At 60.4% G+C, this 23,957-nt stretch carries 19 protein-coding genes; 8 read left to right on the top strand and 11 right to left on the bottom strand.

Features of this window, described 5'->3' with window-relative positions:
• The first annotated feature begins 130 nt into the window (after positions 1–130).
• The 3 genes from CJU94_RS30075 (at position 131) to CJU94_RS30065 (ending at position 2,942) form a co-directional block, all read left to right on the top strand.
• On the top strand, positions 131–1,348 hold the full coding sequence (locus CJU94_RS30075) for a XylR family transcriptional regulator (protein WP_095422218.1): 1,218 nt from the start codon (positions 131–133) through the stop codon (positions 1,346–1,348).
• A 33-nt stretch (positions 1,349–1,381) separates the two neighbouring features.
• Complete coding sequence (locus CJU94_RS30070; protein ID WP_095422217.1) at positions 1,382–2,467, top strand: aldose epimerase family protein; 1,086 nt, start codon at positions 1,382–1,384, stop codon at positions 2,465–2,467.
• Positions 2,468–2,639: 172 nt separating this feature from the next.
• Complete coding sequence (locus tag CJU94_RS30065; protein WP_095422216.1) at positions 2,640–2,942, top strand: DUF4148 domain-containing protein; 303 nt, start codon at positions 2,640–2,642, stop codon at positions 2,940–2,942.
• Positions 2,943–2,972: 30 nt separating this feature from the next.
• Here CJU94_RS30065 and CJU94_RS30060 read toward each other — a convergent pair whose 3' ends face one another.
• The 3 genes from CJU94_RS30060 to CJU94_RS30050 form a co-directional block, all read right to left on the bottom strand.
• Complete coding sequence (locus tag CJU94_RS30060; protein WP_244221015.1) at positions 2,973–4,724, bottom strand: GGDEF domain-containing protein; 1,752 nt, start codon at positions 4,722–4,724, stop codon at positions 2,973–2,975.
• A 136-nt stretch (positions 4,725–4,860) separates the two neighbouring features.
• Positions 4,861–7,032 (bottom strand): EAL domain-containing protein, encoded by a 2,172-nt coding sequence (locus CJU94_RS30055; RefSeq protein WP_095422214.1) that lies wholly within the window; start codon positions 7,030–7,032, stop codon positions 4,861–4,863.
• A 243-nt stretch (positions 7,033–7,275) separates the two neighbouring features.
• Positions 7,276–8,823: a methyl-accepting chemotaxis protein gene (locus CJU94_RS30050; protein WP_095422213.1), complete on the bottom strand. Its 1,548-nt coding sequence runs from the start codon at positions 8,821–8,823 to the stop codon at positions 7,276–7,278.
• Between the two features lie 1,218 nt (positions 8,824–10,041).
• On the opposite strand from CJU94_RS30050, the gene CJU94_RS42605 reads away from it, so the two are divergent.
• Positions 10,042–10,791: a Crp/Fnr family transcriptional regulator gene (locus tag CJU94_RS42605; protein WP_095422212.1), complete on the top strand. Its 750-nt coding sequence runs from the start codon at positions 10,042–10,044 to the stop codon at positions 10,789–10,791.
• A 49-nt stretch (positions 10,792–10,840) separates the two neighbouring features.
• On the opposite strand, the gene CJU94_RS30040 is transcribed toward CJU94_RS42605, so the two are convergent.
• The 3 genes from CJU94_RS30040 to mgtA all read right to left on the bottom strand — a co-directional run bounded on the left by CJU94_RS30040 (position 10,841) and on the right by mgtA (position 15,443).
• Complete coding sequence (locus tag CJU94_RS30040) at positions 10,841–11,218, bottom strand: VOC family protein (protein WP_095422211.1); 378 nt, start codon at positions 11,216–11,218, stop codon at positions 10,841–10,843.
• A gap of 117 nt (positions 11,219–11,335) precedes the next feature.
• Positions 11,336–12,454 carry a DesA family fatty acid desaturase gene (locus CJU94_RS30035; RefSeq protein WP_425272208.1) on the bottom strand — a complete coding sequence of 373 codons (1,119 nt, stop codon included), beginning with the start codon at positions 12,452–12,454 and terminating at the stop codon, positions 11,336–11,338.
• A gap of 310 nt (positions 12,455–12,764) precedes the next feature.
• Positions 12,765–15,443, bottom strand: a complete 2,679-nt coding sequence (gene mgtA / locus CJU94_RS30030) for a magnesium-translocating P-type ATPase (protein ID WP_095422856.1) — start codon at positions 15,441–15,443, stop codon at positions 12,765–12,767.
• Positions 15,444–15,778: 335 nt separating this feature from the next.
• Between mgtA and CJU94_RS30025 the strand changes: the two genes are divergently transcribed.
• The gene (locus tag CJU94_RS30025) at positions 15,779–15,997 is read left to right on the top strand and encodes an HP1242/YdcH family protein (protein ID WP_095422209.1); all 219 of its coding nucleotides are present in this window, start codon (positions 15,779–15,781) and stop codon (positions 15,995–15,997) included.
• A gap of 294 nt (positions 15,998–16,291) precedes the next feature.
• Here CJU94_RS30025 and CJU94_RS30020 read toward each other — a convergent pair whose 3' ends face one another.
• Positions 16,292–16,723, bottom strand: coding sequence for a hypothetical protein (locus tag CJU94_RS30020; protein ID WP_095422208.1), 432 nt, complete (start codon positions 16,721–16,723; stop codon positions 16,292–16,294).
• Between the two features lie 290 nt (positions 16,724–17,013).
• Between CJU94_RS30020 and CJU94_RS30015 the strand changes: the two genes are divergently transcribed.
• A complete protein-coding gene (locus tag CJU94_RS30015) occupies positions 17,014–17,421 on the top strand; it encodes a PPC domain-containing DNA-binding protein (protein WP_095422207.1) in 408 nt (135 codons plus the stop codon).
• Between the two features lie 75 nt (positions 17,422–17,496).
• On the opposite strand, the gene CJU94_RS30010 is transcribed toward CJU94_RS30015, so the two are convergent.
• On the bottom strand, positions 17,497–18,627 hold the full coding sequence (locus CJU94_RS30010; protein WP_095422206.1) for an MBL fold metallo-hydrolase: 1,131 nt from the start codon (positions 18,625–18,627) through the stop codon (positions 17,497–17,499).
• An 82-nt stretch (positions 18,628–18,709) separates the two neighbouring features.
• Between CJU94_RS30010 and CJU94_RS30005 the strand changes: the two genes are divergently transcribed.
• Positions 18,710–19,324 (top strand): TetR/AcrR family transcriptional regulator, encoded by a 615-nt coding sequence (locus tag CJU94_RS30005; protein ID WP_095422205.1) that lies wholly within the window; start codon positions 18,710–18,712, stop codon positions 19,322–19,324.
• A 128-nt stretch (positions 19,325–19,452) separates the two neighbouring features.
• Here the strand turns inward: CJU94_RS30005 and CJU94_RS30000 are convergent, their stop codons facing one another.
• Positions 19,453–20,217, bottom strand: coding sequence for an SDR family oxidoreductase (locus CJU94_RS30000; RefSeq protein ID WP_095422204.1), 765 nt, complete (start codon positions 20,215–20,217; stop codon positions 19,453–19,455).
• Between the two features lie 139 nt (positions 20,218–20,356).
• Here CJU94_RS30000 and CJU94_RS29995 point away from each other — a divergent pair, with 139 nt between their 5' ends.
• Entirely contained in the window at positions 20,357–21,274 is a 918-nt protein-coding gene (locus CJU94_RS29995) for a LysR family transcriptional regulator (RefSeq protein ID WP_095422855.1), read from the top strand.
• A 6-nt stretch (positions 21,275–21,280) separates the two neighbouring features.
• On the opposite strand, the gene CJU94_RS29990 is transcribed toward CJU94_RS29995, so the two are convergent.
• Both CJU94_RS29990 and CJU94_RS29985 read right to left on the bottom strand, forming a co-directional pair.
• Positions 21,281–21,763 carry a cupin domain-containing protein gene (locus tag CJU94_RS29990; protein ID WP_095422203.1) on the bottom strand — a complete coding sequence of 161 codons (483 nt, stop codon included), beginning with the start codon at positions 21,761–21,763 and terminating at the stop codon, positions 21,281–21,283.
• 172 nt (positions 21,764–21,935) lie between these two features.
• Complete coding sequence (locus CJU94_RS29985; RefSeq protein ID WP_425272207.1) at positions 21,936–23,096, bottom strand: porin; 1,161 nt, start codon at positions 23,094–23,096, stop codon at positions 21,936–21,938.
• Positions 23,097–23,957: the final 861 nt, after the last annotated feature.

Below are 23,957 nucleotides of genomic sequence, written 5' to 3'. Positions count from 1 at the left end.
GGTGCCGGGTGAAATCCACACCCAACCTCAACCATCTTGCATGGGACCGGAGAAGGCGCTAAAGCGCCCGCTCTGGCTGACAGGAGACGAACGCGCGACGGGTCCGATAATCCGCGCGCGACCCACCGCCATGACCCGTCCGCAAACACCACAGACGACCCATCGGATCGCGCTGCTGTTCAACGCGAACAAGGTCTACGATCGCGAGATCATTACCGGCATTGGTAATTACCTACTGTCCACACGCGTGGCGTGGGACCTCTTTCTCGAGGAAGACTTTCGTTGCCGGCTGACGGGCATTGAACGCTTCGACGGCGACGGCATCATCGCGGATTTCGACGATCCCGCCGTGGGCGAAGCACTGCGCGATTGTCCGTTGCCCGTGGTCGCCGTGGGATCCTCGTTCGAAGATCCGGCGCACTATCCTCCGGACTTACCCTATATCGCCACCGACAACAGCAAGCTCATCTCGCTCGCCTATACGCATCTGATCGGCGCGGGTCTCCAGCACTTCGCGTTGTACAGCCTGCCGCAGGCGCAGGAGAACCGCTGGGCGCAACAGCGGGAGCTCGCGTTCGCCCATTTGCGCAGCGCGGATGGCCGCAGCGCCGCACAGATCGACAGCGAGATGTATCGCGGCCTCTCGACCAGCGCGCCGTCATGGAACCAGGCGACCGAACAGCTCACCGCATGGCTGCGCGATTTACCGAAACCGGTCGGCATCATCGCCGTGACCGATGCGCGTGCGCGGCATCTGCTCCAGGCCTGTTTGATTGCCGGCATTCCGGTGCCGGAGGAAGTTGCGATCATCGGCATCGACAACGATCCGCTGACACGCACGCTGACAAGAATTCCACTGTCTTCGGTGATTCAAGGCACCGAGGAAATGGGCCGCACTGCGGCCCACCTTTTGCATCAGATGCTGCACGGCGCGCGCTTTCCGGGGCGGCGCATTCTCGTGCCGCCGGTCGGCATCAACGTGCTCGAGTCGACCCGGCACCAACCGCTTGCGAGCCCGTATGTGATGCGGGCGCGTCACTTTATCCGTCAGTACGCATGCCAGGGTATTCGCACCGAACAGGTCGCCGACTATGTCGGCGTGTCGCGCTCGTCGCTCGAAGAGTACTTCAGGCGCGAGCGGCAGTGCACCGTGCATCAGGAAATCCTGCGCCATAAACTCGATGTCGCAAAGGCGCTATTGGCGAAGCGCGATGCATCGAGCGCGGAAGTCGCGATTCGCTGCGGCTTCACCTCGCTGCAATACATGTACGCGGTGTTTCGCCGTGAACTCGGCTGTACGCCACGCGAATACCAGGAGCGGGTGAATTCGACGCCGGCGCCGGGCTGAGCATGCCTATTCTCTTTTCTTCCCACCAACGACATGATCAGCATCGCACAACTTTCTTCTGAGCCGTGGGGCACATTGCGCGGCGGCGATTCCGTCCGACTCTTCACGCTGCGCAACGCGCACGGCATGAAAGTCGCCATCAGCGATCTGGGCGCGACGCTGGTGTCGTGGCATGCGCCGGATCGCGCCGGCGTACTCGGCGATATCCTGCTCGGCCACGACACGCCCGCCGAGTACGTGGCGGCCACCACATACATGGGTGGACTGATAGGCCGCTGGGCGAACCGCATTGCCGATGCGCGCTTCACGCTCGACGGAATCGAATACACGCTCGATCGCAATGAAGGTGCGAACCTGCTGCATGGCGGCACGGTGGGCTTTCATCGCGCGCTGTGGGAAGTGAGCGAGGACAACGGCGCGCTGCTCATGCGACTGGAGTCGCCCGAAGGCGATGCCGGTTTTCCCGGCAATGTGACAACGCAAGTGCGCTACTCGCTCGACGACGACGGCACGCTGACCATCGTGTACGAGGCGATCACCGATGCCGCGACGCCGCTCAATCTGACGAGCCACCCGTACTTCAACCTCACAGGCCGGCCGGGCACGGACATTCGCGGCCATATGCTGTCGATCGATGCCGACCGGTTCTTTGAAGTCGACACGGACATGATTCCGTGCCGGCTGGCTGACGTGGCGGGCAACGCATTCGACTTCCGGCAGAGCGCGCCGATCGGCGCACGGCTGGACTGGCCCCACGCGCAGTTGGCGACAGCGGGTGGATTCGATCATTGCTATGTGCTGCGTGATTCGCCTGGTAGCGGTATGAACGGCGTCATGCCGTCCATGCGCCAGGTTGCCCGTGCCTACGATCCCGGCAGCGGACGCGAACTGACCGTGTCGACCGATCAGCGCGGCTTACAGTTTTATAGCGGCAATTCGTTGAACGGCGATCCGGGACGCGGCGGCATGGCCTATCAAGCGCACGCCGGTTTATGTCTCGAAGCAGGCGGCTTTCCCAATCAGGTCAACATGGCGGAACAGGACGAGGTCATCCTGCGCGCCGGCGGCACGTACCGGCAAGTGACAGCGTATCGAGTGGATGTGCGCGAAGGCGTGTGAAAGCGGTTCTGCGTATACTACGGCGAACATTACATCACGCCGACTTGTTGTTTGCCGCAACACTGAATTACCGTATTGCTGGTTTCCCCTGGCGCACTCGCTTCCTAGAATCCGTGCATGGTGCCAAAGATCGCTGAGGCACCCCAAAAAAATATTCTCGGAGGGAAGCTTCATGAAATCGCTCATCAAGGCAGCGGCGCTAGGCGTCGCGCTCGCGGCGCCGCTGGCGGCTTTCGCGCAATCCGAGCAACCGCTCACGCGTGCCGAGGTCAAGGCACAATTAAAGCAGCTCGAACAGGCCGGCTACAACCCCGCGGTCGCATCCGACTCCACCTACCCCGCCGACATTCAGGCAGCCGAAGCCCGCGTTTCCGCGCGAAACAATGCGGCGAGCGCATACGGTCCTTCCACCACTGGTTCGTCCGAAACCGGCTCCAATGTTCCCGCTGGCAATCCGAATCTGCAAGGTCAATAGAATTTCACGCCCAGCTGCTGTGCAATGTCCTCACGCGCTGCCGCTCGGCACGCCGATCGGATCAGCGACGATTCGATCCCGTCCAGCCTCCTTGGCCTGATACAGCAGACGATCGGCGTGCCTGAAAAGACGGGCTACGTCGCGCGAATCACAGGCCGACGCGAGCGCGACGCCAAAGCTTGCCGTGATGGTGAAACCATCCTTACCGTTAAACGGGATTCGGGTCTCGCTGATCCTGCGACGCAAACGATCCGCTATGGCAAGCGCCTCTGCTGCATCGTGCACACGGCTTAGCACCGCAAACTCCTCGCCTCCCCATCTCGCGACGACATCCGATGGCCGGCAGGTGTCAAGGCAAAGACGGGCAACGAGCTGCAACGCATGATCGCCTGTGGCGTGACCATACGTATCGTTGATTTTCTTGAAGTGATCAATGTCGAACATGATCAGCGCGAGCTCCGGTTCGGCCGTGTTCCGTTCCGCGCAACTCGCGCGCGCCCTGCTCTCGAATGCGCGGCGATTGAGCAGATGGGTCAGGAAGTCCGTTTCCGCCGTGGCTTTCAGTTCGTGAATCAGACGGTCGCGCTCCCGTTCGAGTTGCTGCCTCTCGACACTATTGGCCTTTAGCACGCCGATGGCGTTGAACATGGCCTTGATTTCGCCGCGATAGCGCGCCGCCGGAATTTCCGCCGTGAGATCGCCGTTCGCAATCGCTCCAATGACGTGCGTTGCATCGAGAAGCGGTCGAATCACGCGCCTTCTGAATAGCGTCGCCATCGACAGCAGTATCGCCAACAGCACACATGCGGCCAAACCGCTGGCCGCCAGAAGGGCCAAGGCATTGCTCCGGTGATGACGGATCTCCGTTTCAGCCAGATCCAATACCTGGTCGCGGAACACCGTAATCGGCCGCATCATCGGTACGTAGTGGTCGGCGAGCTGCGCGGGTGATATTGCCGCGCCGCCCGACCGACTCGCCAGCCTGCGAACCTCGGCGATATAGGCAATGCCTTCCCCGAAATACAGCTGGTTCATTCTGTCGAATGCCGTCGATTCCAGCGTCGACCGGTCCCGCACATGCGCGTCGATCAATTCGCGCAACTGGTCCACTCTCCCCTCGGTGCGCTCGATTGCCAGCTGATCTTCCTGACGGAGCGCTCTGCGCGCAGTCAGCGTCGCCGTGAAGTGCGAGCCGAGTTGGCCGGCCGCTTCCCGCAGATCCGCGGTCAGCGTGGCGAGGATCAGGCAATTCAGTGCACGAGTGTCGCCCTTGACCACGTTTGCGGCCAACGCATCGATCGCGGGCGCGAACTGCGGAATGACCTTGATCATCCCGTCCACCGCGCTCGACACCGCACGCTCCCCGCGTTGTGCCAGCGGCAGGCGGACAAGCTGATCGACGTTCGCCCGTGCCCCTGCGAGTTCGTTGCGCGCTTCCTTGATGCGAGCAAGGTCGCCGTCACACGCCGGACAGCGGCTGGCCTGAAGCATCTCGATCAACTTCTCAATGCGGGCGTCACTCTCGTCACGGGCGCGGCGCAGCGCCGCCCTCCTCGCTTCCGGAGTCGGCAAATCTTCGCCCAGCGCGCTGTTGGTCGGGCCACGCTCGGCCGAGACGCGCTCGATTGCCTGCAATCCGGCCCGATAGCTCTGGAACGCGTAGAGAGCGCCATCTGCAACGACGTATGCGTGCCACTCGTGCACGACCAGCCTGCCGCACAGAATCAGGACTGGCAGGAGCGCGACTGCAACGCTGATACTGAAGCGCCTGTCGATAGACATGGCGGAGAATGCATTCCTGATCATGGAAACGTACGCGATTCATCGCGCGTCAAAAAAAAATGAATACCGCAAGCGGGCGCGGCCGTATGCAGTCGTTTCTACGCAACTGGCTGCCACCCGCGGGAGTTGTCGTCGCTCAGTGTTCGACCGCCTCGCTCATGATGGCGGTCACAAGCCGCTGGCGTGCCGACCGATAGGCCACGCTGTCGGGCCCGTGATTCACCGCAGCCGCAATCAACGCCCGCTGCGCGGTCGGATCCGAAAGTCCCTTTGGCAAAATGGATTCCGTTTCGCTAAAGAACCGGGAGAATGGGCAAACCTGACAGGCCGAGTCGAGCGGCGCTGGCACAGCCGGCGCGGCGACATCGATCGTGGCCGGCGTGGTCACGATGTCGAACAGCCTGCCGAACGCGCGCGGGTCCTCGCAAATCAGATGCAGGCGTTCTTCCCAGATTAGCAACGTGGCCAGTTTGCCCAGCGCGCTCCTCGCTTCAAGGGAACGCGGCACATGCGGCTGGTTATGCATCCATGTCGTCAACTGTTGCGCCGGCATGGGGCGCGCGATCGCATAGCCCTGCGCAACGTCGGCGCCGAGAATGACGATTGCCTCCAGCATCCCCGCATCTTCAATCCCTTCCACGACCACGGATTTACCCAGCGAGCGGCCAAGCCTTGTCAACTGATAAACGAAACGCAACACATTGGAGGCGTCCTGACCCGCAACACTCACGATACTGCGGTCGATCTTGATCCAGTCAAACGGTAATTCGCGCAAGCGGTTCAGGCTGCTGTGCCCGGACCCCAGGTCGTCTTCCGCCAGGTTTATGCCGAGCAACTTGAATTTCGCCAGTTCGCCGGACACGTCCATACCAGATGGAAGGGCATCCGTTTCGAGAATTTCCAGGGTCAACATGTCTGGACGGCAAACGTATTCCTTCAGGGCTTGCCGGGTGGCTTCGAAATAGCGGTTGTCACCCAATGCACTGGAGGGCAGATTCACCGACACCTCCAACTCGACGCCAACTTGCAGCCAGCCATTCCGCTGCGACAGCACCTGTGCCAAACCCCGCACGTAAAGGTCGAGAAAATCATCCGAGGACAGCGCCGGGAAAAACTCACCGGGCGTCAACACCCGGTCGCCGTCCCGCAGGCGGGCCAGCGCTTCGACTTTGGTCACCTGCCCGGTTTTGAGGTCCAGCAGCGGCTGATAATGCATTTCCAACGCATCCGATCTCAACAGCGCCGCCCAATGTTGTCGCGTCGCGTAAGGTACGGCATGAGTACGCCCTTCCTGATTCTCGATCCGCGCAATCGCGAGCCCGAGAAGAGTTTGCAAGGGCATGATGAAAGCCATTTGGTCCGCTGCCGAATACCCGCCCGGAAACGCGCTGTAAAGCGAAAGAATGGCCTTGGGCGGATGGCCGGGTTGACGTAGAGGAATCGCCACGCTGGAGCGAAAACTCTCCCGTAGCGCCAGTACCTTCCACGGCGCCATGAGCGGATCCGTCGCAAAGTTGGTGCTGCGTTCCACGTTCCCGCTACGCCAGGCGCGTCCGACTGGACCTTGCCCTTGAGGCAAATCGCCGTTCGAGATCGGCCGCTCTGGCGAGTTCTCGAACCCGGCGAGATACCGCTCCATGGTTTTGCCCGACACCGACTCGAAGCGAAAGACACCTTGAGCATCGGGGCGGCCAACCGAGCAACCCGCGACCTCGTCGTGTTCGCCGAGGATCTGAACGACCCTGCCGATCAGATCCGTATAGCTTTCCACTTCCCACGCCAGTCGGGTCACACGCAGCAATACGTCCTGACGCGAAGTCTGCAGACGCTGGTAGGCCTCAGTCTGCCACGCCAGATCCTGCGTCAACCGCCTTCCCAGCACCGCAAGTGCCTTGCCGTGCAATGTCGTATCGAGTGTGTCGTGAATCGCAGCGGAAAGGATTCCCCGGCTGCGAATCAGGTCTTCCCACTCCAGACCGACGATGGCGTGGATCCGTCCGACCCGCAGCGCCATCGTGCGATGATCCACCGCGGTCAGGTCCGGCGACGCGAGCGCGTAGAGATTCTGGATCTGCTGCGTCTTGAGATGCTGAAGTTCGTGCTCGGACAACGCCGCGAGCGTGTGCTTCGATTTAGGCAGGCGAATCAGGCCGTCATAGAACCGCTTCACAATATCGGCGGCATTGTGTCGCAACACCTCCGTCAAGGAGGTGAGCGAAGACGCCCAGGCCTGGCTGTACAGATGCGAACCGTCGTCCATCAAGTCGTTGTCAGGCGTTGCGTCGGCAAGCTCTTTCGACATGGTCATGGAAGCTCCCGGGTGTAAGGCTTCTTGCATGTTGTTTGCAGCGGCTCGTGCAGCCTCCCAGTCGGGTGTTCGTTCCTGTTCAACGGTTCGAACCCACCGAAAGGCCAAGCGTCTGATTCAGCGGCTTGCACCGCCGTGCGATCCGTGAAGTGCCCTTGGCTTTACGGCGGGCGCAGGCGCTGCCTCGACACGCGCTGCAATCGCCCTGCGCGCCCGACCGCCGGCGCGCATGCCGGGGCCACGCTACGCGCCCAGCCGGAATCTGGAAACCACAGCCTTCAGGTCGTCCGCCTGCATCTCCAGCGAACTGGCTGCCGCCGCGGCCTCTTCGACCAGTGCCGCGTTCTGCTGCGTTACCTGATCCATCTGCGTGACAGCCTCATTCACCTCCCCGATGCCCTTACTTTGCGCCTGCGACGAAGCGGCGATCTCGCTCATGAGATCTGTCACGCGCTTGACCTCCTGCGTAATCCTGTCCATGGCTTCGCCGGCGTCCTGCGCGTAGCCGGCGCCGGCGCGTACCCGTTGCACAGAATCATGAATCAGTTCCCTGATCTCCTTCGACGCGGTCGAAGAGCGCTGCGCGAGCGAGCGCACCTCGGAAGCGACCACCGCAAAGCCTCGGCCCTGCTCCCCGGCACGCGCCGCTTCCACGGCCGCGTTCAACGCAAGAATATTGGTTTGGAATGCGATGCTTTCGATCATGCCGATAATATCGGCAATCTTGTCGGAACCGGCGTTGATTCCGTCCATGGTTTCCACGACCCGCGTCACCACGACGCCGCCCTGTTCGGCCACCTTCACCGCCTGAACAGCGAGTTGACTCGCCTCGCTTGCATTCTCGGCGTTCTTGCTGACCGTGGAGATCAGTTGTTCCATCGTGGCGGCCGTCTGCTCGAGAGCCGCAGCCTGCTCCTCGGTACGCTGGGACAGGTCCTGATTGCCTACTGCAATCTGATGCGAAGCGGTCGCGATCGAATCGGCAGAGACCTTGATCGCGCCGATCGTCCGCGTGAGTTGCTCCTGCATGCTTTTCATCGAAAACAGCAGGCTTGATTGATCATCGCGACTCGTCCTGACCACTGCGGTCAGGTCATTGCCGGCGATCTGGTTAGCGAGTTCGGCGGCGTAGGATGGCTCTCCTCCCATCGCGCGCAGGATGCTGCGATTGAACAGCACCACGACAGTCGACAAGGCGCCGACCAGCACCAGCATGATGCCGAGGCTCCTATACAACATTGAACGGAATGCCGCGTCGATGTCATCCACGTACACGCCCGTCGTGAGAATCCAGCCCCACGGCTGATAGGCCACGTTGTACGAGATTTTCGGAGAGGCTTCGGTCGAGCCCGGCCGCGGAAATGCATACTCGTTAAACCCCTTGCCGTCGTGCTTGACGGCATCAACCGCGGCTCGAAAGACATATACGCCGTTCGGATCCTTGTAGTTGCTGGCGTCCTTGCCGTCCATCTCCGGACGCGTGGGATGCATCAGCACGATTGCTTGCGAATCGATAATCGCGAAATAGCCTTCGTCCCCGTACCGGATGGCCCTGATTTTTGCCATGGCCTGCTTCCTCGCCTCCGGCTCGCTCAGCGATCCCGCGGCTACCGCGTCACCGTATGTCTTGACGATGCTAAGGGCGATATCGGCAGAGTGGACCAGGTCCCGTTTGCGATCTTCCAGCTGGGCGTCCCTTTCTTCGTACGCGTTGTAGATCGACATGCCGGCAAGACATGCAAGGCTCAGGACCAGCGGGAGCCAGAGCTTCTGGGCGAAGGACAGCTTCATACGTTAACGAACCTCTCAAGGTGACCACAACGAGCAGACGGTGCTGCATCTCTACAGTCTGCTAACGGCCCGCGGCTCGATATCTTTAGGGGAATTCTCACGTTCACATAATGTTTGGTGTACCAATTATTATCGGCGCGACCGACTTTCATATTTTCTTTATGGCTGCCGTCGATTGCGTTCGCGCCCAAGGAACAATTCAATTGGCTAGCCGGCGTTCCAATGCACCAAAGAAGATTCATCTCGTCGCCGCGAGCAGAACTCGCACACTGCATCCGCCACTTCGTCGTCCAAACTCTCAATATCGACGCATCGATCTCGCAGAATCATGTTGATTGTCGTTCGTTCGCTCTCGAGCAACCCCGAGGCCTCGTCGCTCAGTAGTCCGCCTAGCCGTGCGTACAGGCGAGATATCGCCGAACCGGACACAGACAAAAACGGCCATGCATTCATCAAGTGGTAGAGCGGCAATATCGCCCGCCTTTCGCACCATTCGTCGAACAATGTCAAACAATGATCATTGAGCGAATGCGCGTACAGGCACCATCGATCACGCATGAAAAGGCATGCCGGCAAGTGAACTGTTCATAGGAGCCGAGTTACAAAAGGTCTGATGATTGTGCCGCCGATCAACGCTGCGGCTATTGGTATTCACATGAAATCCACCACCAAGATACCGGTTCACGTCGTCACACTTGGTCCTTTGGCGACTCGGCCAATCCACTCATTTGACTTTAGTCAACTTCGTGCGCTGTATCGATGAGCGCACGAAGTCGACCGGGCAATATGATCGGTTCAGGAGACAGGTTGGCCACCCTTTCAGTTCAGGGCGCCGGGAGTGCTCCGGAGTGCCAACACTGCATGGAAGGTTGGTGAGGAGACGGGCCGGCGCCTGCAACAACGAACGCTCGCCATCAATCAAGTCTGTTCAGATTGTCGACGGCTAACCCTGCGCGGTTGGGCAGAACAATCCGAAGTCAGGTCGGCGTTTTTAGTTCGCCCTTGCATCACCGGCTAATGACCACATCTGCATTAAAGCAGCCGCTCGGTGCGGCATACGCCACTGTGTGAATCGTCAGGCGCCGCCAGCACGACCGGCGGAAACGCGTGGGAGTGCCACCTGCGAATAGACACACCCTCGCCAGTTCGTCGACGAAGGGGTCATGCCCCGCCAATCGAAACGCGCCACGCGAGCCACTCACCCGGTACTCATCAGCAATGGACCACGAACTACTCATCGCCCTTGGCAAGCAGTCTTTTGCTAGCGAACGCCCAAATCATTGCGCGCAATGTGGAATCCGAGAACTATGTCTAGGAAGCGGCCTTGACTTACACCAGGTGTCAGGTCTCGCCGACGTGGTTGTCGAGAGAAGGCGAGTGGAGCAAGGCAAGGTTCTCTACGAGCAAGGTGCTCCATTCACGCATCTCTTCGCGATTGCGAGCGGTTCGTCCAAAGCCGTGGCGCGCTCCGACGATGGAAGGCTCCAGATTGCGGCGCTTGCTTTGAGAGGGGATGTCGTTGGCTTCCTCGGCGCCGCGTCTGGAACACAGCCCGTTACGGTCGTCGCCCTTGAGAATTCGGTCTTTTGTGTGATCCCTTACCGGCATCTGCTGCGCCGCATCTCCCAGAACCAGTTGATTGGCACTCAGTTTCACCGTCTCGTTGCCCGCGTCATGCAACAGCGGCAGCAGGCGTTCCTGTTCACCGCGAGCGCCAACGCCGAACGGCGCATCTGTGGATTTCTCCTCTGGTTTTCGGACCAGCTTGCCGCGCGCAAACAGCACTTTACCGAGTTCTCGCTTCCCCTCAGTCGGACCGATATTGCAGATTTCGTCGGACTGCGACTCGAAACGGTCAGCAGGGCATTCACCCGCCTTTGCGACCTGAATCTCATCGAGGCCAAGGGGCGGCATATCCGCATTCCGGACGTGCAGGCATTACGGAGCTGGTTTTCAGCGTCGCGTTGAACGCTCCTGCTCGGCGTATCGTCGCAAGACGCGCCCACCATCAGCACGTCTAGCTTTTATGCACGACCTCGAATGAGTATCCGTCAGGATCGAACACGTCGGCTGCGTAGTAGCCCGGATAATATTCCAGTCTCGCGCGTGGCGGAATATTGTCCCGCGCGCCAGCCGACATTGCCGCCTTGTAGAATGCATCGACCGCGTCGTTATCGGGCGCCATGAACCCCCAATGGATCACCGCAGGTTCTGGCCTGCCTTGTTTCAGCCAGAAAACTGCCCTCTTGCCGTCGCCGAATCCCCATAGATCGGGATGACCGTTTGCGCCTTTATATGGCATGAAGTACTGGATGTTGAGCGGCTTGAGCGCTGCGTTATAGAAGGCAAGCGAACGTTCAACATCGCTTACGGTGAGAATAATATGGTCAAGCATGATCAACCCTCGGATACGCTAGCTAATATTTTGCCATCCCGCCCCCCACTCGCATCAATATCTGTTGGAGTGATTCAGCCAATGATAGATCGAAAGCTGGAGCCCCGGCATTGGACATCAACCATAGTGGCGGAGGCGAAGCGAGAATTCCCTTAGCGCGTCGATGCGGCTTTGTTCAGCGCGTCGGCACCAGTCTTCCAATTGGCCGAGCAACTCTTCGCGAGAGCGATTCGAGCGTTCCCAGATTGCCGCGAGATCCTCGCGCAATTCAACGAAGACAAGAAGCTTCGCGTCGCTGTCGCAGAGTGGTGTCGAAACCGGCTGACGCGCGCCGCCTTGCCCTGCTTGCCCGTCGCGAAACCATCTTTTGACGCTGCACATCAGCAAGGCTCTCTCGCTCCTGCTGATGTGCTTCAGCCGCAAGAGTTCCTGCCGGTAGGCGCGCTCAGCCGTTCGGGCATAGCTTGCCATCACCTCGCAGCGGTTTCGCAGCACAGCCTGAAGCGTTTCGTCGTCCAGCACCACCTTGCCTTTGAGCAGACGCGGCCGGGGCGCCACTTTCCTCACCGTCGCCAACCCTAACGCGGAGAGGACGCAAATGTACATCCAACCGATGTCGATCTCGTACCATTTGTTCGACAGCTTGGCGGATGTCGCGTACGCGTGGTGATTATTGTGAAGTTCCTCACCGCCGATCAGAATGCCGATCGGCATCACGTTCGTGCTCGCATCCTGAGGACCGAAATTGCGGTAACCCCAGAAATGGCCCAGTCCGTTGACCACGCCGCCGGCCCAAAATGGAATCCACATCATCTGGATGGCCCAAACCGACACACCGACCACACCAAATAGCGCGACGTCGATCACCATCAACAGGCTGATGCCGAGATCCGGATATTTTTCGTAGACGTTCCGCTCCATCCAGTCGACCGGCGTGCCGTGGCCGAACCTGCGCAGCGTTTCCTCGTTCCTCGCTTCGGTACGGTAGAGTTCGGCGCCGCCGAGCAATACCCGCCAGATCCCTTTGACTTGCGGGCTGTGAGGATCTTCTTGCGTCTCGCACCTCGCGTGGTGTTTGCGATGGACCGCAGCCCATTTGCCGGTCACGATTCCTGTTGTCATCCATAGCCAGAAACGGAACATATGGCTGGCGAGAGGATGCAGGTCCAGTGCGCGGTGCGCCTGGCACCGATGCAGATAGACCGTCACGCTGACGATGGTGATGTGCGTCGACACCAGAGTAGCGAGCAGGATCTGCCACCATGAAAAGGCCAATAGGCCGTCTGAGAGGAACGCGAGTAGATGATTTAACAAGTGGACCCTCTTTCTGGAACGACGTAACGCGGAGCCGGGACTGTGTTGCGACCGGCCCAACCGTCATGATGTCTGGATCCTTGCGAGACGTCGGTACGGTGCCGCACCGGTCGCCAATCCGTCCTGAGTGGGGAATGTGTGCGCTTAGCGAACGGCTGCCTTGCTTTCTCAAAATTATTCTATTTGAAGCGCGGGAAATGTTCCCGTGCATCGTTGCTCAAGCCCCGGGTGCTTAGTCGAGCCCGAATCGCCGGACGAACCAGGTCTTCATCAGATGCGTCAACACGGCATAACTCAGGAGAATCAGCAGAAGCGCCGGCCAGTAAGCCGGCGGCAATGGAATAAAGCCGAGGAACGTGCCTAGCCACGCATAGGGTATCGCGACCCCCACCGCTGCGATGATGAGACTCGTCGCGATCAACGCCGAACTCGCGCGACTCTGCAGAAATGGCACTTTGGAAGTCCGGATGATGTGGATGATCAGCGTCTGGGTGAGAAGCGATTCCACGAACCAGCCCGTCTGGAACAAGGACGGCTTGTCCCAGGCGCCGAAGACATAAAGCATCATGAAATAAGTGATGTAGTCGAAGATGGAGCTGATCGGCCCGATCAGAAGCATGAACTTGACGATGTTGCCGATATCCCAGCGGCGCGGCACCCGCAGATATTCTTCATCAACGTTGTCGGTGGGAATGGCCGTTTGCGAAAAGTCGTATAGCAGGTTGTTGGTGAGCACCTGGATCGGCGCCATCGGCAGGAACGGCAGAATGATGCTGGCGCCGAGCACGCTGAACATATTGCCGAAGTTCGAACTGGCGCCCATCTTGATGTACTTGGTGATGTTGCCGAACACCTTGCGGCCTTCGAGCACGCCATCGCCGAGCACGGCGAGGCTTTTCTCGAGCAGAATGATGTCGGCCGACTCTTTCGCGATATCGACCGCGCTATCAACCGAAATACCGACGTCCGCGACCTTGAGCGCCGGTCCGTCATTGATGCCGTCACCCATGAAGCCGACCACATGTCCCTTGCGGTGCAACGCATCGATAATCGCGGCCTTTTGCGACGGTGACACCTTGGCGAACACAGAAGCACTCTCCGCCAGATCCGCCAACTGGGCAGGCGACAGCGATTCGAGCTCCTTGCCGAGCACGACCCGATCCACCGTGAGCCCAACCTCATGGCAAATCTTGCGGGTCACGATATCGTTGTCCCCGGTGAGAATCTTCACCTGCACGCCGCGCTCTTTCAGCGTCGCAATGGCCGCCGCCGTGGTCTCTTTCGGCGGGTCGAGAAACGCGATGTAGCCGAGCAGAATCAGATCGGCTTCATCCTTGACCGAATAAGTGGCCTGCTGCGGTGGCATCTCCTTGTAGGCGACCGCGACGACGCGAAATCCGTCTGCATTGAGGGCAGCGGTGGCTTCCTTTGCCGCGTCGAAATGGCTTTCGTCGAGCGTGCCCATGTCGCCGTTGATCACGTAACGCGTGCACACCGAGAAGATCTCCTCGACCGCCCCTTTGCAGATCAGGATGTGAGCACCGTCTTCGCGTGCGAGCACCACGGACATCCGGCGCCGCTCGAAATCGAATGGCATCTCGTCGATTTTGGTGTACTTCTCGTGCGCCTTGAGTTGCTCATGAAGCTCCACGTGTTTCAGCACCGCGACATCCAGCAGATTCTTGAGGCCCGACTGGTGAGCGCTATTCAGATAGGCATATTCGAGCACCCGATCCGATTCGTCGCCGTGGAGATCGAGGTGGCGCTTGAGGATGATGCGGTCCTGCGTCAAGGTGCCGGTTTTGTCCGTGCAAAGAACATCCATCGCGCCAAAATTCTGGATCGCATTGATGCGTTTCACGATGACTTTTTTCCGCGACATCGCCATGGCGCCCCTGGCGAGATTGACCGTCACGATCATCGGCAGCATCTCCGGCGTGAGCCCCACCGCCACCGCGACCGCGAAAAGCAACGCCTCGAACCAGTTGCCTTTGGTCAGGCCATTGATGACGAATACGAGGGGAACCATCACCAGGATGAAAGCCATCATGAGCCAGGTGAATCGTGCAATGCCTTTGTCGAAGCTCGTCTGGACACGTTGCGCGGCGATCAGGTCGGCGACGCGGCCGAAAGCCGTCCTGCCCCCTGTTAGCACAACGACGCCGCAGCCGACACCGCTCACGACCGCGCTGCCCATAAAGCAGATATTCGGCAGGTCGAAATGCGTTTCCGCGGCACCGGTATCGGCATGCGCCACTTTTTCGAGCGGCATTGCCTCGCCGGTCAGCGCCGATTGATTGACGAACAGATCTCTCGCCGAGATCAGCCGCAGGTCAGCGGGAATCATGTCGCCGGCCGACAACAGGACCACGTCGCCGGGCACGATCTGCTCGATTGGAATATCGACATGATCCGCTTCAGTCCGCGCGGTACGCCGGCGCACCGTGGCGGTCGTGCGCACCATTCGGCGCAGTGCGTCGGCGGCTTTATTCGAGCGGTGCTCCTGAAGAAAGCCGAGTGAAACGCTAAGCACGACCATCACCGCAATCATGATCGTGGCGCGCGAATCGCCGAGGAAGTATGAGGCGCTCGCCAGTGACAACAGCAGCAGGTTTAGCGGGTTGATCGATCTGTTGGCGAGTTCACCGAGGATCGTGTGACGCACCTCGTGAGCCACCTGGTTGGGGCCTGTAGTACGCAGGCGCTCTGCCGCCTCGTCGGCAGTGAGACCGCTCGCCGCGCTGTGCAGCCGCTGGAGCGCTTCGTCAGGTGAAACCCGCGCGAACTCGCTGAGCGTTGCACTGCTGGTGCTCGAGCCGTGCGCGACTGCCGGCGACGGCGAAACTCCCAGCCAGGTTCTGAAGACCGGGAGCATGGCGCGCATGCCATATTTGCCGTCGAGGAATATCATGGCGTGGTCGATGGGAAGTTGAACACGGGCGCCCTTCGATTGCGGGAACCAACGGGCAGAACGGTCCGCGGCGAGCGTCCCTTCATGATCATGCGCGCTGCCCATGCGGTACGCGGTTCTGCGGATGCTCGCGCAAGTCGATCAGTGCCCAGTTGATGTGTATCAACGAACGCACGAGCGTCGTGCCGGCCGCCCCCGGCAGCACGGCAGCAGCGGGCGCCGCTTCCGTCCGATAGCGCCTTGATAAGCGTCAAGGCTGAGCATTGCACCGGGTGAAATACTGATCCATTCAACAACCCGATGTTTTCTTGCCTGTAATCGAAAAGGAGTGTGTGATGTTCCCCGAATTTCGCGACCTGATTTCCCGCCTCAAAACCGAAGACGCTCATTTCGCGCGGCTCTTCGAGCGTCACAATGACCTGGACCACCAGATCAGCAATATGGAAGCGGGCGTTACCCCGTCCGACAACGTCGCTATCGAAGGGCTGAAGAAAGAAAAGCTTCAGCTCAAAGACCAGCTCTACGCTGTTCTAAAGAAGGCCTCCGCTAGTTAAGCCGCTTTCCACCGATGATTGGCCGACGCAGAAACATCGGCGGAAAACTGAAATCTCGAACGTCACTCTGGCCCTGCAGCACAGTGGCTGCTTGACGGCCTGGCCGTTATCCAGACCGAAAATTTCTTCAAGCGATAGCCCGAGGCATCGCTGCACGGGCCGCGGGGCGCGGCAAGTTCCGCGCCGGCTCCCGACACCTTTTTTCCCTTTGCAGGTACGCTAACAATGGCAACGGTGAGCGCGGAGGCGGTGTCTACCATCGCGGCCGGGCGCGCGCGTGCCGGCAACGCGTGATCAGTGATAGGTCGTCGTCGACGATTGCAGCTTCGTCAGCGCGCCGCGATTGAGCCGGAACCAGCCTTGCGAGCTTTGCATCACGACTTCTTCGTTTTGCCAGAACACGCGCTTGACGGTTAAGCGCTTGCCTGCGCGCTGCACGAGTGGCGGCTGGCGACGAAAGTCGTACAGCACCGGACCGGTATCGGTTTGCACGAGCGTGCGCGCGACGGTTTCATTGGCGCTGTCGGTGTCATCGAAATGGGTGAGCGTGCGCGCGCCAAAGCGATCGAAGATTTCCTTGTCGAGCATCGCGACGAATTCGCGGTCCACGCGCAGGAATTCCAGTTTGCCGGAGGGTGTGGCGAGCGGGCCGGGCGCGCTGCTTTGCGCATAAGCGCAGGTTGCGAACGAGGTGACTGCGAGCGCGGCGAGGAACAGTCGTTTCATGTTGTCTTTTCGGGTTCAGCGGCATCGCCGACGGAGCACGACACGCTATCGTTCTTCGGAAAAACTGTCTTTAACGTTCGACGACAGGTACGTCGGTGCGGATCGAGAAGCGGTCCTTCTAGCAAAAGCGATGATCGTGTAGTCATGACCGAGCGCGGCCCGGCGCCGATCCTCGCGATTGGCCCGATTGTCGCTCCTATGACTGCTGCTATGCACAAACGTTTACGCGCAATTGCGGCCGAATTCAATCCGCCTTAACCTACCACGCCACCCCGACATAAAACCGAGCGATGCAAACCCATCCTATACGCCTCTTTCCCGGCGACGATCTGCGTGTCGCCCTCGAAGACGTGCTGAGTCAACGCGGGTTGCAGGCGGCGTTCGTGATCCAGGGCATCGGGAGCCTCAGCGTTGCTCAATTGCGGTTTGCTGGGAACGAAGATCCGACCGAACTGCGCGACGATCTGGAAATCCTCACGCTCGCGGGGTCGCTGTCACCGGATGGCGCGCATCTGCACATGTCGGTTGCCGACCCGCGCGGTCGAGTGTTGGGTGGTCATGTGGGACGCGGTTGCCTCGTCCATACGACCGCGGAGATATTGCTGGCGCTTCTTCCGGAACATCGCTTCTCGCGGGAGCGCGACCCGAGTTCGGGATTCATGGAACTGGTGATACGGCGTAAACCGCCCGTGGAATGAGGCCCCGCATGTGCGATGGCGCACATCTACCGGCCGGTCGCCGCCGACAGTGCGGAGCCAGTGTGGAAAGTGGCCTCACGAAGACTTGGCGTCTGCGGCGTCGCGAGAGGCGCACAGGCGCCAAGCAGCCTTCGGCGCGGCGACAGTCTCGACAGCGCGGCGCCACCAGCGCTCACCGCGATGCGGCGCGCTCAAATCCAGCCGCTCGCCCATGCCGGGCGTCGACAGCGCAATACCGTGCACGAGAGCCAGACCCATCACCCTTTCGAACGGCTCCTGCCAGTGGTGCATCGCGAGGTCGAACGTGCCGTTGTGAATCGGCACGAGCCACCGGCCACGCAGATCGATGTGCGCCTGCACGGTTTCTTCGGGCTGCATATGAACGTACGGCCACTGCGCGTCGTAGGCGCCGGTCTCGACTAGCGTGACGTCGAATGGCCCAAGGCGCTCGCCGATCGTCCTGAAGCCGTCGAAGTAGCCCGTGTCGCCGCTGAAGAACACGCGCAGATCATCGTCGACGATCACCCACGACGCCCATAGCGTGCTGTTGCCATCGAACAGGCTACGGCCGGAAAAATGCTGCGCGGGCGTCGCGGTGAAGTGCATGCCGTCCACCTCGGTGCCTTGCCACCAGTCGAACTGCCGTACCTTCGCCGCGTCGATACCCCATTCGATCAGCCGGTCACCCACGCCGAGCGGCGTCAGGAATACGTCCGTGCTCTGCGCGAGCGAGAGTACGGCTTCCTGATCCAGATGGTCGTAGTGGTCGTGCGACAGAATCACGCCGCGCAGCGGCGGCAAATCGGCCAGCGCGATGGGCGGCGCATGAAAGCGCTTGGGCCCGAGATTGCGGAACGGGGAGGCTCGCTCGGCGAACACGGGGTCCGTCAGCCAGAACTGGCCGCGCAGCTTCAGCAGCATCGTCGAATGGCCGAACCGGTAGAGGCTGCGGTCGGGGGCTTCATCGAGTTGCGAACGCGTCAGCGCATCGACAGGCAAGGCGTCAGTCGGCACCGTGCCGCGGGGTTTGTTGAACAACACGCTCCATGCGATGCCGAGCGTCTTGCGCAGGCCTTCGGCGGGACGCGGCGCGACGTTGCGAAAGCGTTCGCCGTCATGCTGCGGTGAGTGGCTGGACAACGCGCGGCCACGTTGCGCGGCGGTAACGCCGAGCACGCGGCTGACAAAGGCGGGAAGCGACGTCATGAGGTAGGCGGTCCGAAAAATGTACACTCGTCAGTGTAGTTTATTTTCGAGAAAAGTAAACCGTCGAGTGTAAAATACCGGCATGGATCCAAGCACCACCCCTCAACGCCTGACCGACCGCAAGCGCGTCGCCATTGTCAGCGCCGCGATCGAGGAATTCCTCGCGGCCGGCTACGACGCGACCAGCATGGACCGCATCGCCGCCCGCGCGAACGTGTCGAAACGAACGGTCTATAACCATTTCCCAAGCAAGGAAGTGCTGTTCGCGGCGATTCTCCATCAGCTGTGGGACGCGAGCCAGCGGGGGGATGCGCCCGCCTACCGCGCCGACGAACCGCTGCGCGCACAGTTGCTCGACCTGTTGGGTCGCAAGCTTCGGCTGCTGAACGACGAGTCTTTTCTGTCGCTTGCACGTGTGGCGATAGCGGCCGGCATCCACTCGCCGGAGCGAGCGCGGGATATGGTGGCCCGTCTCGGCGAACGCGAGGAAGACCTGACCGTGTGGGTCCGGGCGGCCGCCGCGGACGGCCGTCTCAAGACCGACGATCCGCCCTTCGCGGCGCTGCAATTGCAGGCGCTAGTCAAGGGCTTCGCGTTCTGGCCGCAGGTGACGATGGGCCAGGCGCCGCTTCGCGAACAGGAGCAAAGGCGGATTGCGGAATCGGCCGCTGACATGTTCCTCGCGCGCTATGCGTGAGCGGACGCCCGGACGCTCGAGTTTCGATCTTCACATCCGGCAGACCGACTGTCCGCCCTGAAGCGCAGCCAGTCGACATCGACGATCGTTTAAGCAGGCGTCTCGAACGTTTGGTGCCGCCAGGGATTTCACGTACGCGTAATCGATGCGCCGCCATCGACCAGCGACGCGGTACCGGTCACGAAGGACGAGTCGTCCGAGGCCAGATAGAGCACCGAGCGGGCAAGTTCCTCCGGCCGCGCAACCCGCTTGAGCGCATGCAGCGCGGTCACGAAAGCCTGTGACTCGGCCGTGTCGTTCATGTCGCGATACATCGGCGTATCCACGGCGCCCGGCAGAATGGCGTTGACGCGCACACCTTGCGGCCCATACTCGGCTGCCAGCGCCTGCGTCAGCCCGATCAATCCGGCTTTGCTCGCCGCGTAGGCCGTGGTACCCGGAAAAGCGAATGAGTAACCGACGAACGTCGACGTGAAGATGATCGATCCACCGCCTTGCTTCACCATTTCCGGGATCTGGTGCTTCGCACCCAAAAAGGCGCTCGTCAGATTGGTCGCCAATGCTGCTGACCAGCCAGCCTCTGACACGCCCGTAGTCGGGCCCATTTCTCCCAGGGTGCCGGCGTTGTTATAGGCGATGTCGAGACGGCCGAAGCGGCTGACAGCGAGCGCGACCAGCGCTTTTGCGAAATCCTCTGACTGCACGTCACCCGCGAGGAACGCGGCCTCGCCGCCCGCGTCGGCGATCTCGGCAGCGAGCGCCTCAAGTTCCGCTTCGCGGCGCGCCGCGATCACCACTTTTGCGCCTTCCGCGGCGAACAGTTTTGCCGTGGCACGGCCAATTCCCGCACTTGCGCCCGTCACGATGGCGACTTTTCCCGTCAAGCGTTGCATGTTCAATCTCCTGCTGCAGTGTGTCGACCAGTGCCCGATGCCTTGGTCCGTGAGAAGCAATATAGGCTTCAGCCAACGGCACGGAAAGGCGCAAAATATGGGTATATCATTCAGCATTTGTGAATGATCGGGGATGGACATGGACCGGCTGCGCGCTTTTGAAGTCTTCGTGACCGTGGTGAGCCGCGGCAGTTTCACGCGAGCCGCCGATGTCCTGGAGACATCGCCCGCCAACGTGACTCGCTACGTGAATGAGCTGGAAGCGCATCTCGGCACACGTCTGCTGAATCGCACGTCACGCAAGCTCTCCCTCACCGAGGGCGGCGAGACTTTTTACTCCCGCTGCAAATCTATCCTCGACGACGTCGCCGAAACCGAGGGGCTCGTGTCATCCGCGTCGATCGAACCGCGCGGCCGGTTGCGCATCAATGCGCCGGTGAGCTTTGGGATTCTGCATCTGGCGCCGCTATGGTCCGAGTTCATGCGGAAATATCCCGAAGTGGAACTCGACATCTCGCTGATCGACCGTGTCGTCGACATCGTCGATGAAGGCTACGACCTCGCCATTCGCATTTCACACGCGGGATCGACCAACTACGCATCCCGCAAGCTTGCGACATCGAAAAACATCCTGTGCGCGTCGCCAGCCTACCTGACGCGTTACGGTCATCCCGCGGCGCCAGCGGACCTGATCGGGCATCGATGCATCGGCTACTCGTATGCCGCCACCGGCGACGAGTGGCAACTGATCGACAGCGAGCGCAAGGCTCACATCGTGAAGGTCAACTATCGCATGCGTACCAATAACGGCGATACCGCGCGCGCGGCCGCGCTCGCCGGCCAAGGCGTAATCTGGCAGCCCACGTTTCTGGTCGGCGACGACCTACGCGCGGGCAATCTGATTCGAATATTGCCGGCGTACCGTCTGCCTGACATCGACGTGCTCGCGTTGTACCCGAGTCGTCGCCACATGAGTGCCAAGATGCGCGCGCTGATCGATTTCCTGGTGGATGCGTTCGGCGGCGTGCCTCCGTGGGATCGCGCCAATCACGCGTGAGCGGAGTTAGTCCGGCATCCCGTTGTGGTCGCCGAGCGGTCTAGTCGGCCAGTCCGCCCAGCGGTCCGCGCGCGTCAGTTCGTACGCTTCGTTAAGCGGATATCGGATGCGATTGTCTTCACGCGGACGCTCACCGATCACCATCAGCCTCACTTCGTGTTCGGTATTGTTGATGAACGTGTGGCAGATGCCGGTGCCAGCCGGAAACGCAACCGAGTCGCCTTCATCAAGCGGATGCAGCACGCCGTCGATCCATACGTCGGGCTTGCCCTGAAGCACATAGACGAACTCTTGCTCGGTACTTTCGGCGTGCGGATAGGAAGTGCGCCGACCGGGCAGAAGCCTGACGTGGTGAATGCCGATCCGCGTAATGCCCATCGCGGCCGAGAGCGGCGCGTCAAAGCCCATTGGCTCGGCGTCGCCGCGATAGCAATGCGCGTGTGGTTCTTCCAGTTCGGTCCAGTGTTTGATGAAATCCGGGCGACCCATCGCTTGTTCTCCTTGAGGACGAAAAACGATGATAGCGGGTTACGGCGCGAACGACGCCCGATCCCCGGCGTCCGGGTTCTGCATCTTCGGCTATCTGGCTGGCTGTGGCGCCTCCACGTCAGCGGTTACGAATGGCGACGGGCGCATCGAAGCGCCCGCCGTGTCGGACCGGCTAAAAACGGTGCCTCAGGCCCAAAGCGGCGACAAACTGGTTGGCTCCGGACGCGCGCGAGAAGTTCGAAATCTGCGCCCCCTGGATCCCGGTGCCTTGCAGCTGGTTGGCGCGTTGATAAATGGCCTCCGCGTAGACGTCGGTGCGGGGCGTCAGGAAGTAGGTGTTGACGATGCCGGCCTGATGCCACTTGGGATAGCGCACACCCGTCGGCGTGGCGAAGCGGCCGAGCGTGAATGTGTAGCCCGCCGAAATATCCCATCGCGGGGTCACGGCGTAGCGCACGTTGATTTCGACGTTGTCGAAGCGCACGTCGTCGCCAGGCAGGCTGATGGCGGTATCGGCCACGTTGTTGATCGACGAGGCCTTGTCCAGTCGCGTCTCGCTCAGGATGAGGCCGACCGCCGCCTGGGCGAAATGATACAGGCCGCCCGCCGCCCAGGTGCGCTGCCGCTCCGCGTTGAACGGCGCACCGGCCGGCTCGGCGCCATTCGTATTGGCCGTCGCGAGGTTCGATGCGTTGTTGAACTGGAAATAGCCCGCGCCCAGATCCAGATTGGCGTACTGATAGCCGAGACCGAAACTGTAACCGCGGTTGTCCGCGAACCCGCCCGCTTCGTTCGAGAAACCGTACAGCGCCCCGAACTTCAGCCCGCCCAGCAGCACCGGGCTGGTGTACTTGACCGAATTGTTCGTGCGCGTGTAGTTGTCGAGGTTATCGTTGTCGAAAACGTGCGCGAAGGCCGTACCGCCGTATCGTGTTCCGCCCAGCGCGAACGGTTCGACAAACTGAACAACTTCGTCGAACTGACGACCGAACGTGAGCGTGCCTTTCGATTGCGAGGCCAGTCCCATCCACGACTGAAAACCAAATAGACGGCCTTGCTGCGCGGCGGTGCCGTTCATGACGTTGAAACCGTTGGTCAACGTGAAGATCGCGCTGAGATCGTTGGAGATCTGCTCGTTGCCGGTCAAGGCCCATCGGCTGATGTTGATGTCGCCGTTCTTTGCCTGCCAGGCGCTTTGATGACCATGAGCGTTGCCAGCGTCGCTGACGTAGGCGACGCCTGCGTCGATCGATCCTGACAGGTGCACTGAGCTTTGTGCATGCACGGCCGGAGTGACGACTGCAAGCAAAATGCTCGTTACCCCAATTTTCATCTTCAAATTTCTTTTATTCATATATCAATACAAGGCTTTGCGAGGTTTGCACTCTATTTCGATATGGCTGCATCATTTATTGATGCGCACGTTTGGTTTTCTGGATTGCATTCTCCGCTTCTTGAAAATGCTTTCACGCAGTTGGCTACAAGCTGAATGATTGGGCGGTCTGGTCGAGTACGTGGCGGGTGGTCGGGGTTGGAGAATTGGATTCGTCCACGTTGACGGCTCAACGCGTAACGTGCCCATATAGTCGATGTACGCGCCGGGGCCGATAAAGCCCGTTTTCAGGAATGGACTGTTATGGATTGCTCAACGCTGACGAATACGCCCGGGTGTAACGCGGATCGGCCTATCGGATTAGCCGAGATTACTAAATCGCTATTTATTAGTTGACGGATCTTTTCCGTAGTGTTGCTGCGAATAATAATGAGACTTCGATCCGCCAAATTAAAAACCGTGGAGTTATCACGCGTGATTCAATATGTGCGATCACGCCCGTGAACGGCGGCAAATGGCAACCGGTCCAGCGACGACTCAACAGCGGACTGTTCTCCTGGCTCCGGCGGTGTGTGACCGTCGACCCCGACCATGTCTGCGGCCACTTCACAACGCCGGACTAGTGGCCATCGCGCCATGGTGCGATCCTGTGCGAATAATTGCGCGCCGACGTCAAGCGTAATTCCGCCAACTTCTATTCGATTCGCGCCGCGATCGCCTCCTCAGAGTTTCGTCTTACCAGATAGATACAACTCCTTGCCGGCCAACCTCGCAGACGCAGCCGACATGAATCGTTTCCCCGGCGTTTTCTATTGAAGCTAGTAGTACGTAATACTTCATCATCCGATTCGAAAGCCGGCA

It is taken from the genome of Paraburkholderia aromaticivorans, from assembly GCF_002278075.1.
GTDB classification, from domain to species: Bacteria; Pseudomonadota; Gammaproteobacteria; order Burkholderiales; family Burkholderiaceae; genus Paraburkholderia; species Paraburkholderia aromaticivorans.
The sequence above is the reverse complement of the archived record's forward strand: the minus strand, read 5'-3'. Positions and strand labels throughout refer to the sequence as shown.

Bases quoted from the DNA above. Each gene is read 5' to 3' on its own strand.
- CJU94_RS30075 (WP_095422218.1), top strand. From the start codon at position 131: ATGACCCGTCCGCAAACACCACAGACGACCCATCGGATCGCGCTGCTG.
- CJU94_RS30070 (WP_095422217.1), top strand. From the start codon at position 1,382: ATGATCAGCATCGCACAACTTTCTTCTGAGCCGTGGGGCACATTGCGC.
- CJU94_RS30065 (WP_095422216.1), top strand. From the start codon at position 2,640: ATGAAATCGCTCATCAAGGCAGCGGCGCTAGGCGTCGCGCTCGCGGCG.
- CJU94_RS30060 (WP_244221015.1), bottom strand. From the start codon at position 4,724: ATGTCTATCGACAGGCGCTTCAGTATCAGCGTTGCAGTCGCGCTCCTG.
- CJU94_RS30055 (WP_095422214.1), bottom strand. From the start codon at position 7,032: ATGACCATGTCGAAAGAGCTTGCCGACGCAACGCCTGACAACGACTTG.
- CJU94_RS30050 (WP_095422213.1), bottom strand. From the start codon at position 8,823: ATGAAGCTGTCCTTCGCCCAGAAGCTCTGGCTCCCGCTGGTCCTGAGC.
- CJU94_RS42605 (WP_095422212.1), top strand. From the start codon at position 10,042: ATGGACCACGAACTACTCATCGCCCTTGGCAAGCAGTCTTTTGCTAGC.
- CJU94_RS30040 (WP_095422211.1), bottom strand. From the start codon at position 11,218: ATGCTTGACCATATTATTCTCACCGTAAGCGATGTTGAACGTTCGCTT.
- mgtA (WP_095422856.1), bottom strand. From the start codon at position 15,443: ATGATATTCCTCGACGGCAAATATGGCATGCGCGCCATGCTCCCGGTC.
- CJU94_RS30025 (WP_095422209.1), top strand. From the start codon at position 15,779: ATGTTCCCCGAATTTCGCGACCTGATTTCCCGCCTCAAAACCGAAGAC.
- CJU94_RS30020 (WP_095422208.1), bottom strand. From the start codon at position 16,723: ATGAAACGACTGTTCCTCGCCGCGCTCGCAGTCACCTCGTTCGCAACC.
- CJU94_RS30015 (WP_095422207.1), top strand. From the start codon at position 17,014: ATGCAAACCCATCCTATACGCCTCTTTCCCGGCGACGATCTGCGTGTC.
- CJU94_RS30010 (WP_095422206.1), bottom strand. From the start codon at position 18,627: ATGACGTCGCTTCCCGCCTTTGTCAGCCGCGTGCTCGGCGTTACCGCC.
- CJU94_RS30005 (WP_095422205.1), top strand. From the start codon at position 18,710: ATGGATCCAAGCACCACCCCTCAACGCCTGACCGACCGCAAGCGCGTC.
- CJU94_RS30000 (WP_095422204.1), bottom strand. From the start codon at position 20,217: ATGCAACGCTTGACGGGAAAAGTCGCCATCGTGACGGGCGCAAGTGCG.
- CJU94_RS29995 (WP_095422855.1), top strand. From the start codon at position 20,357: ATGGACCGGCTGCGCGCTTTTGAAGTCTTCGTGACCGTGGTGAGCCGC.
- CJU94_RS29990 (WP_095422203.1), bottom strand. From the start codon at position 21,763: ATGGGTCGCCCGGATTTCATCAAACACTGGACCGAACTGGAAGAACCA.
- CJU94_RS29985 (WP_425272207.1), bottom strand. From the start codon at position 23,096: ATGAAAATTGGGGTAACGAGCATTTTGCTTGCAGTCGTCACTCCGGCC.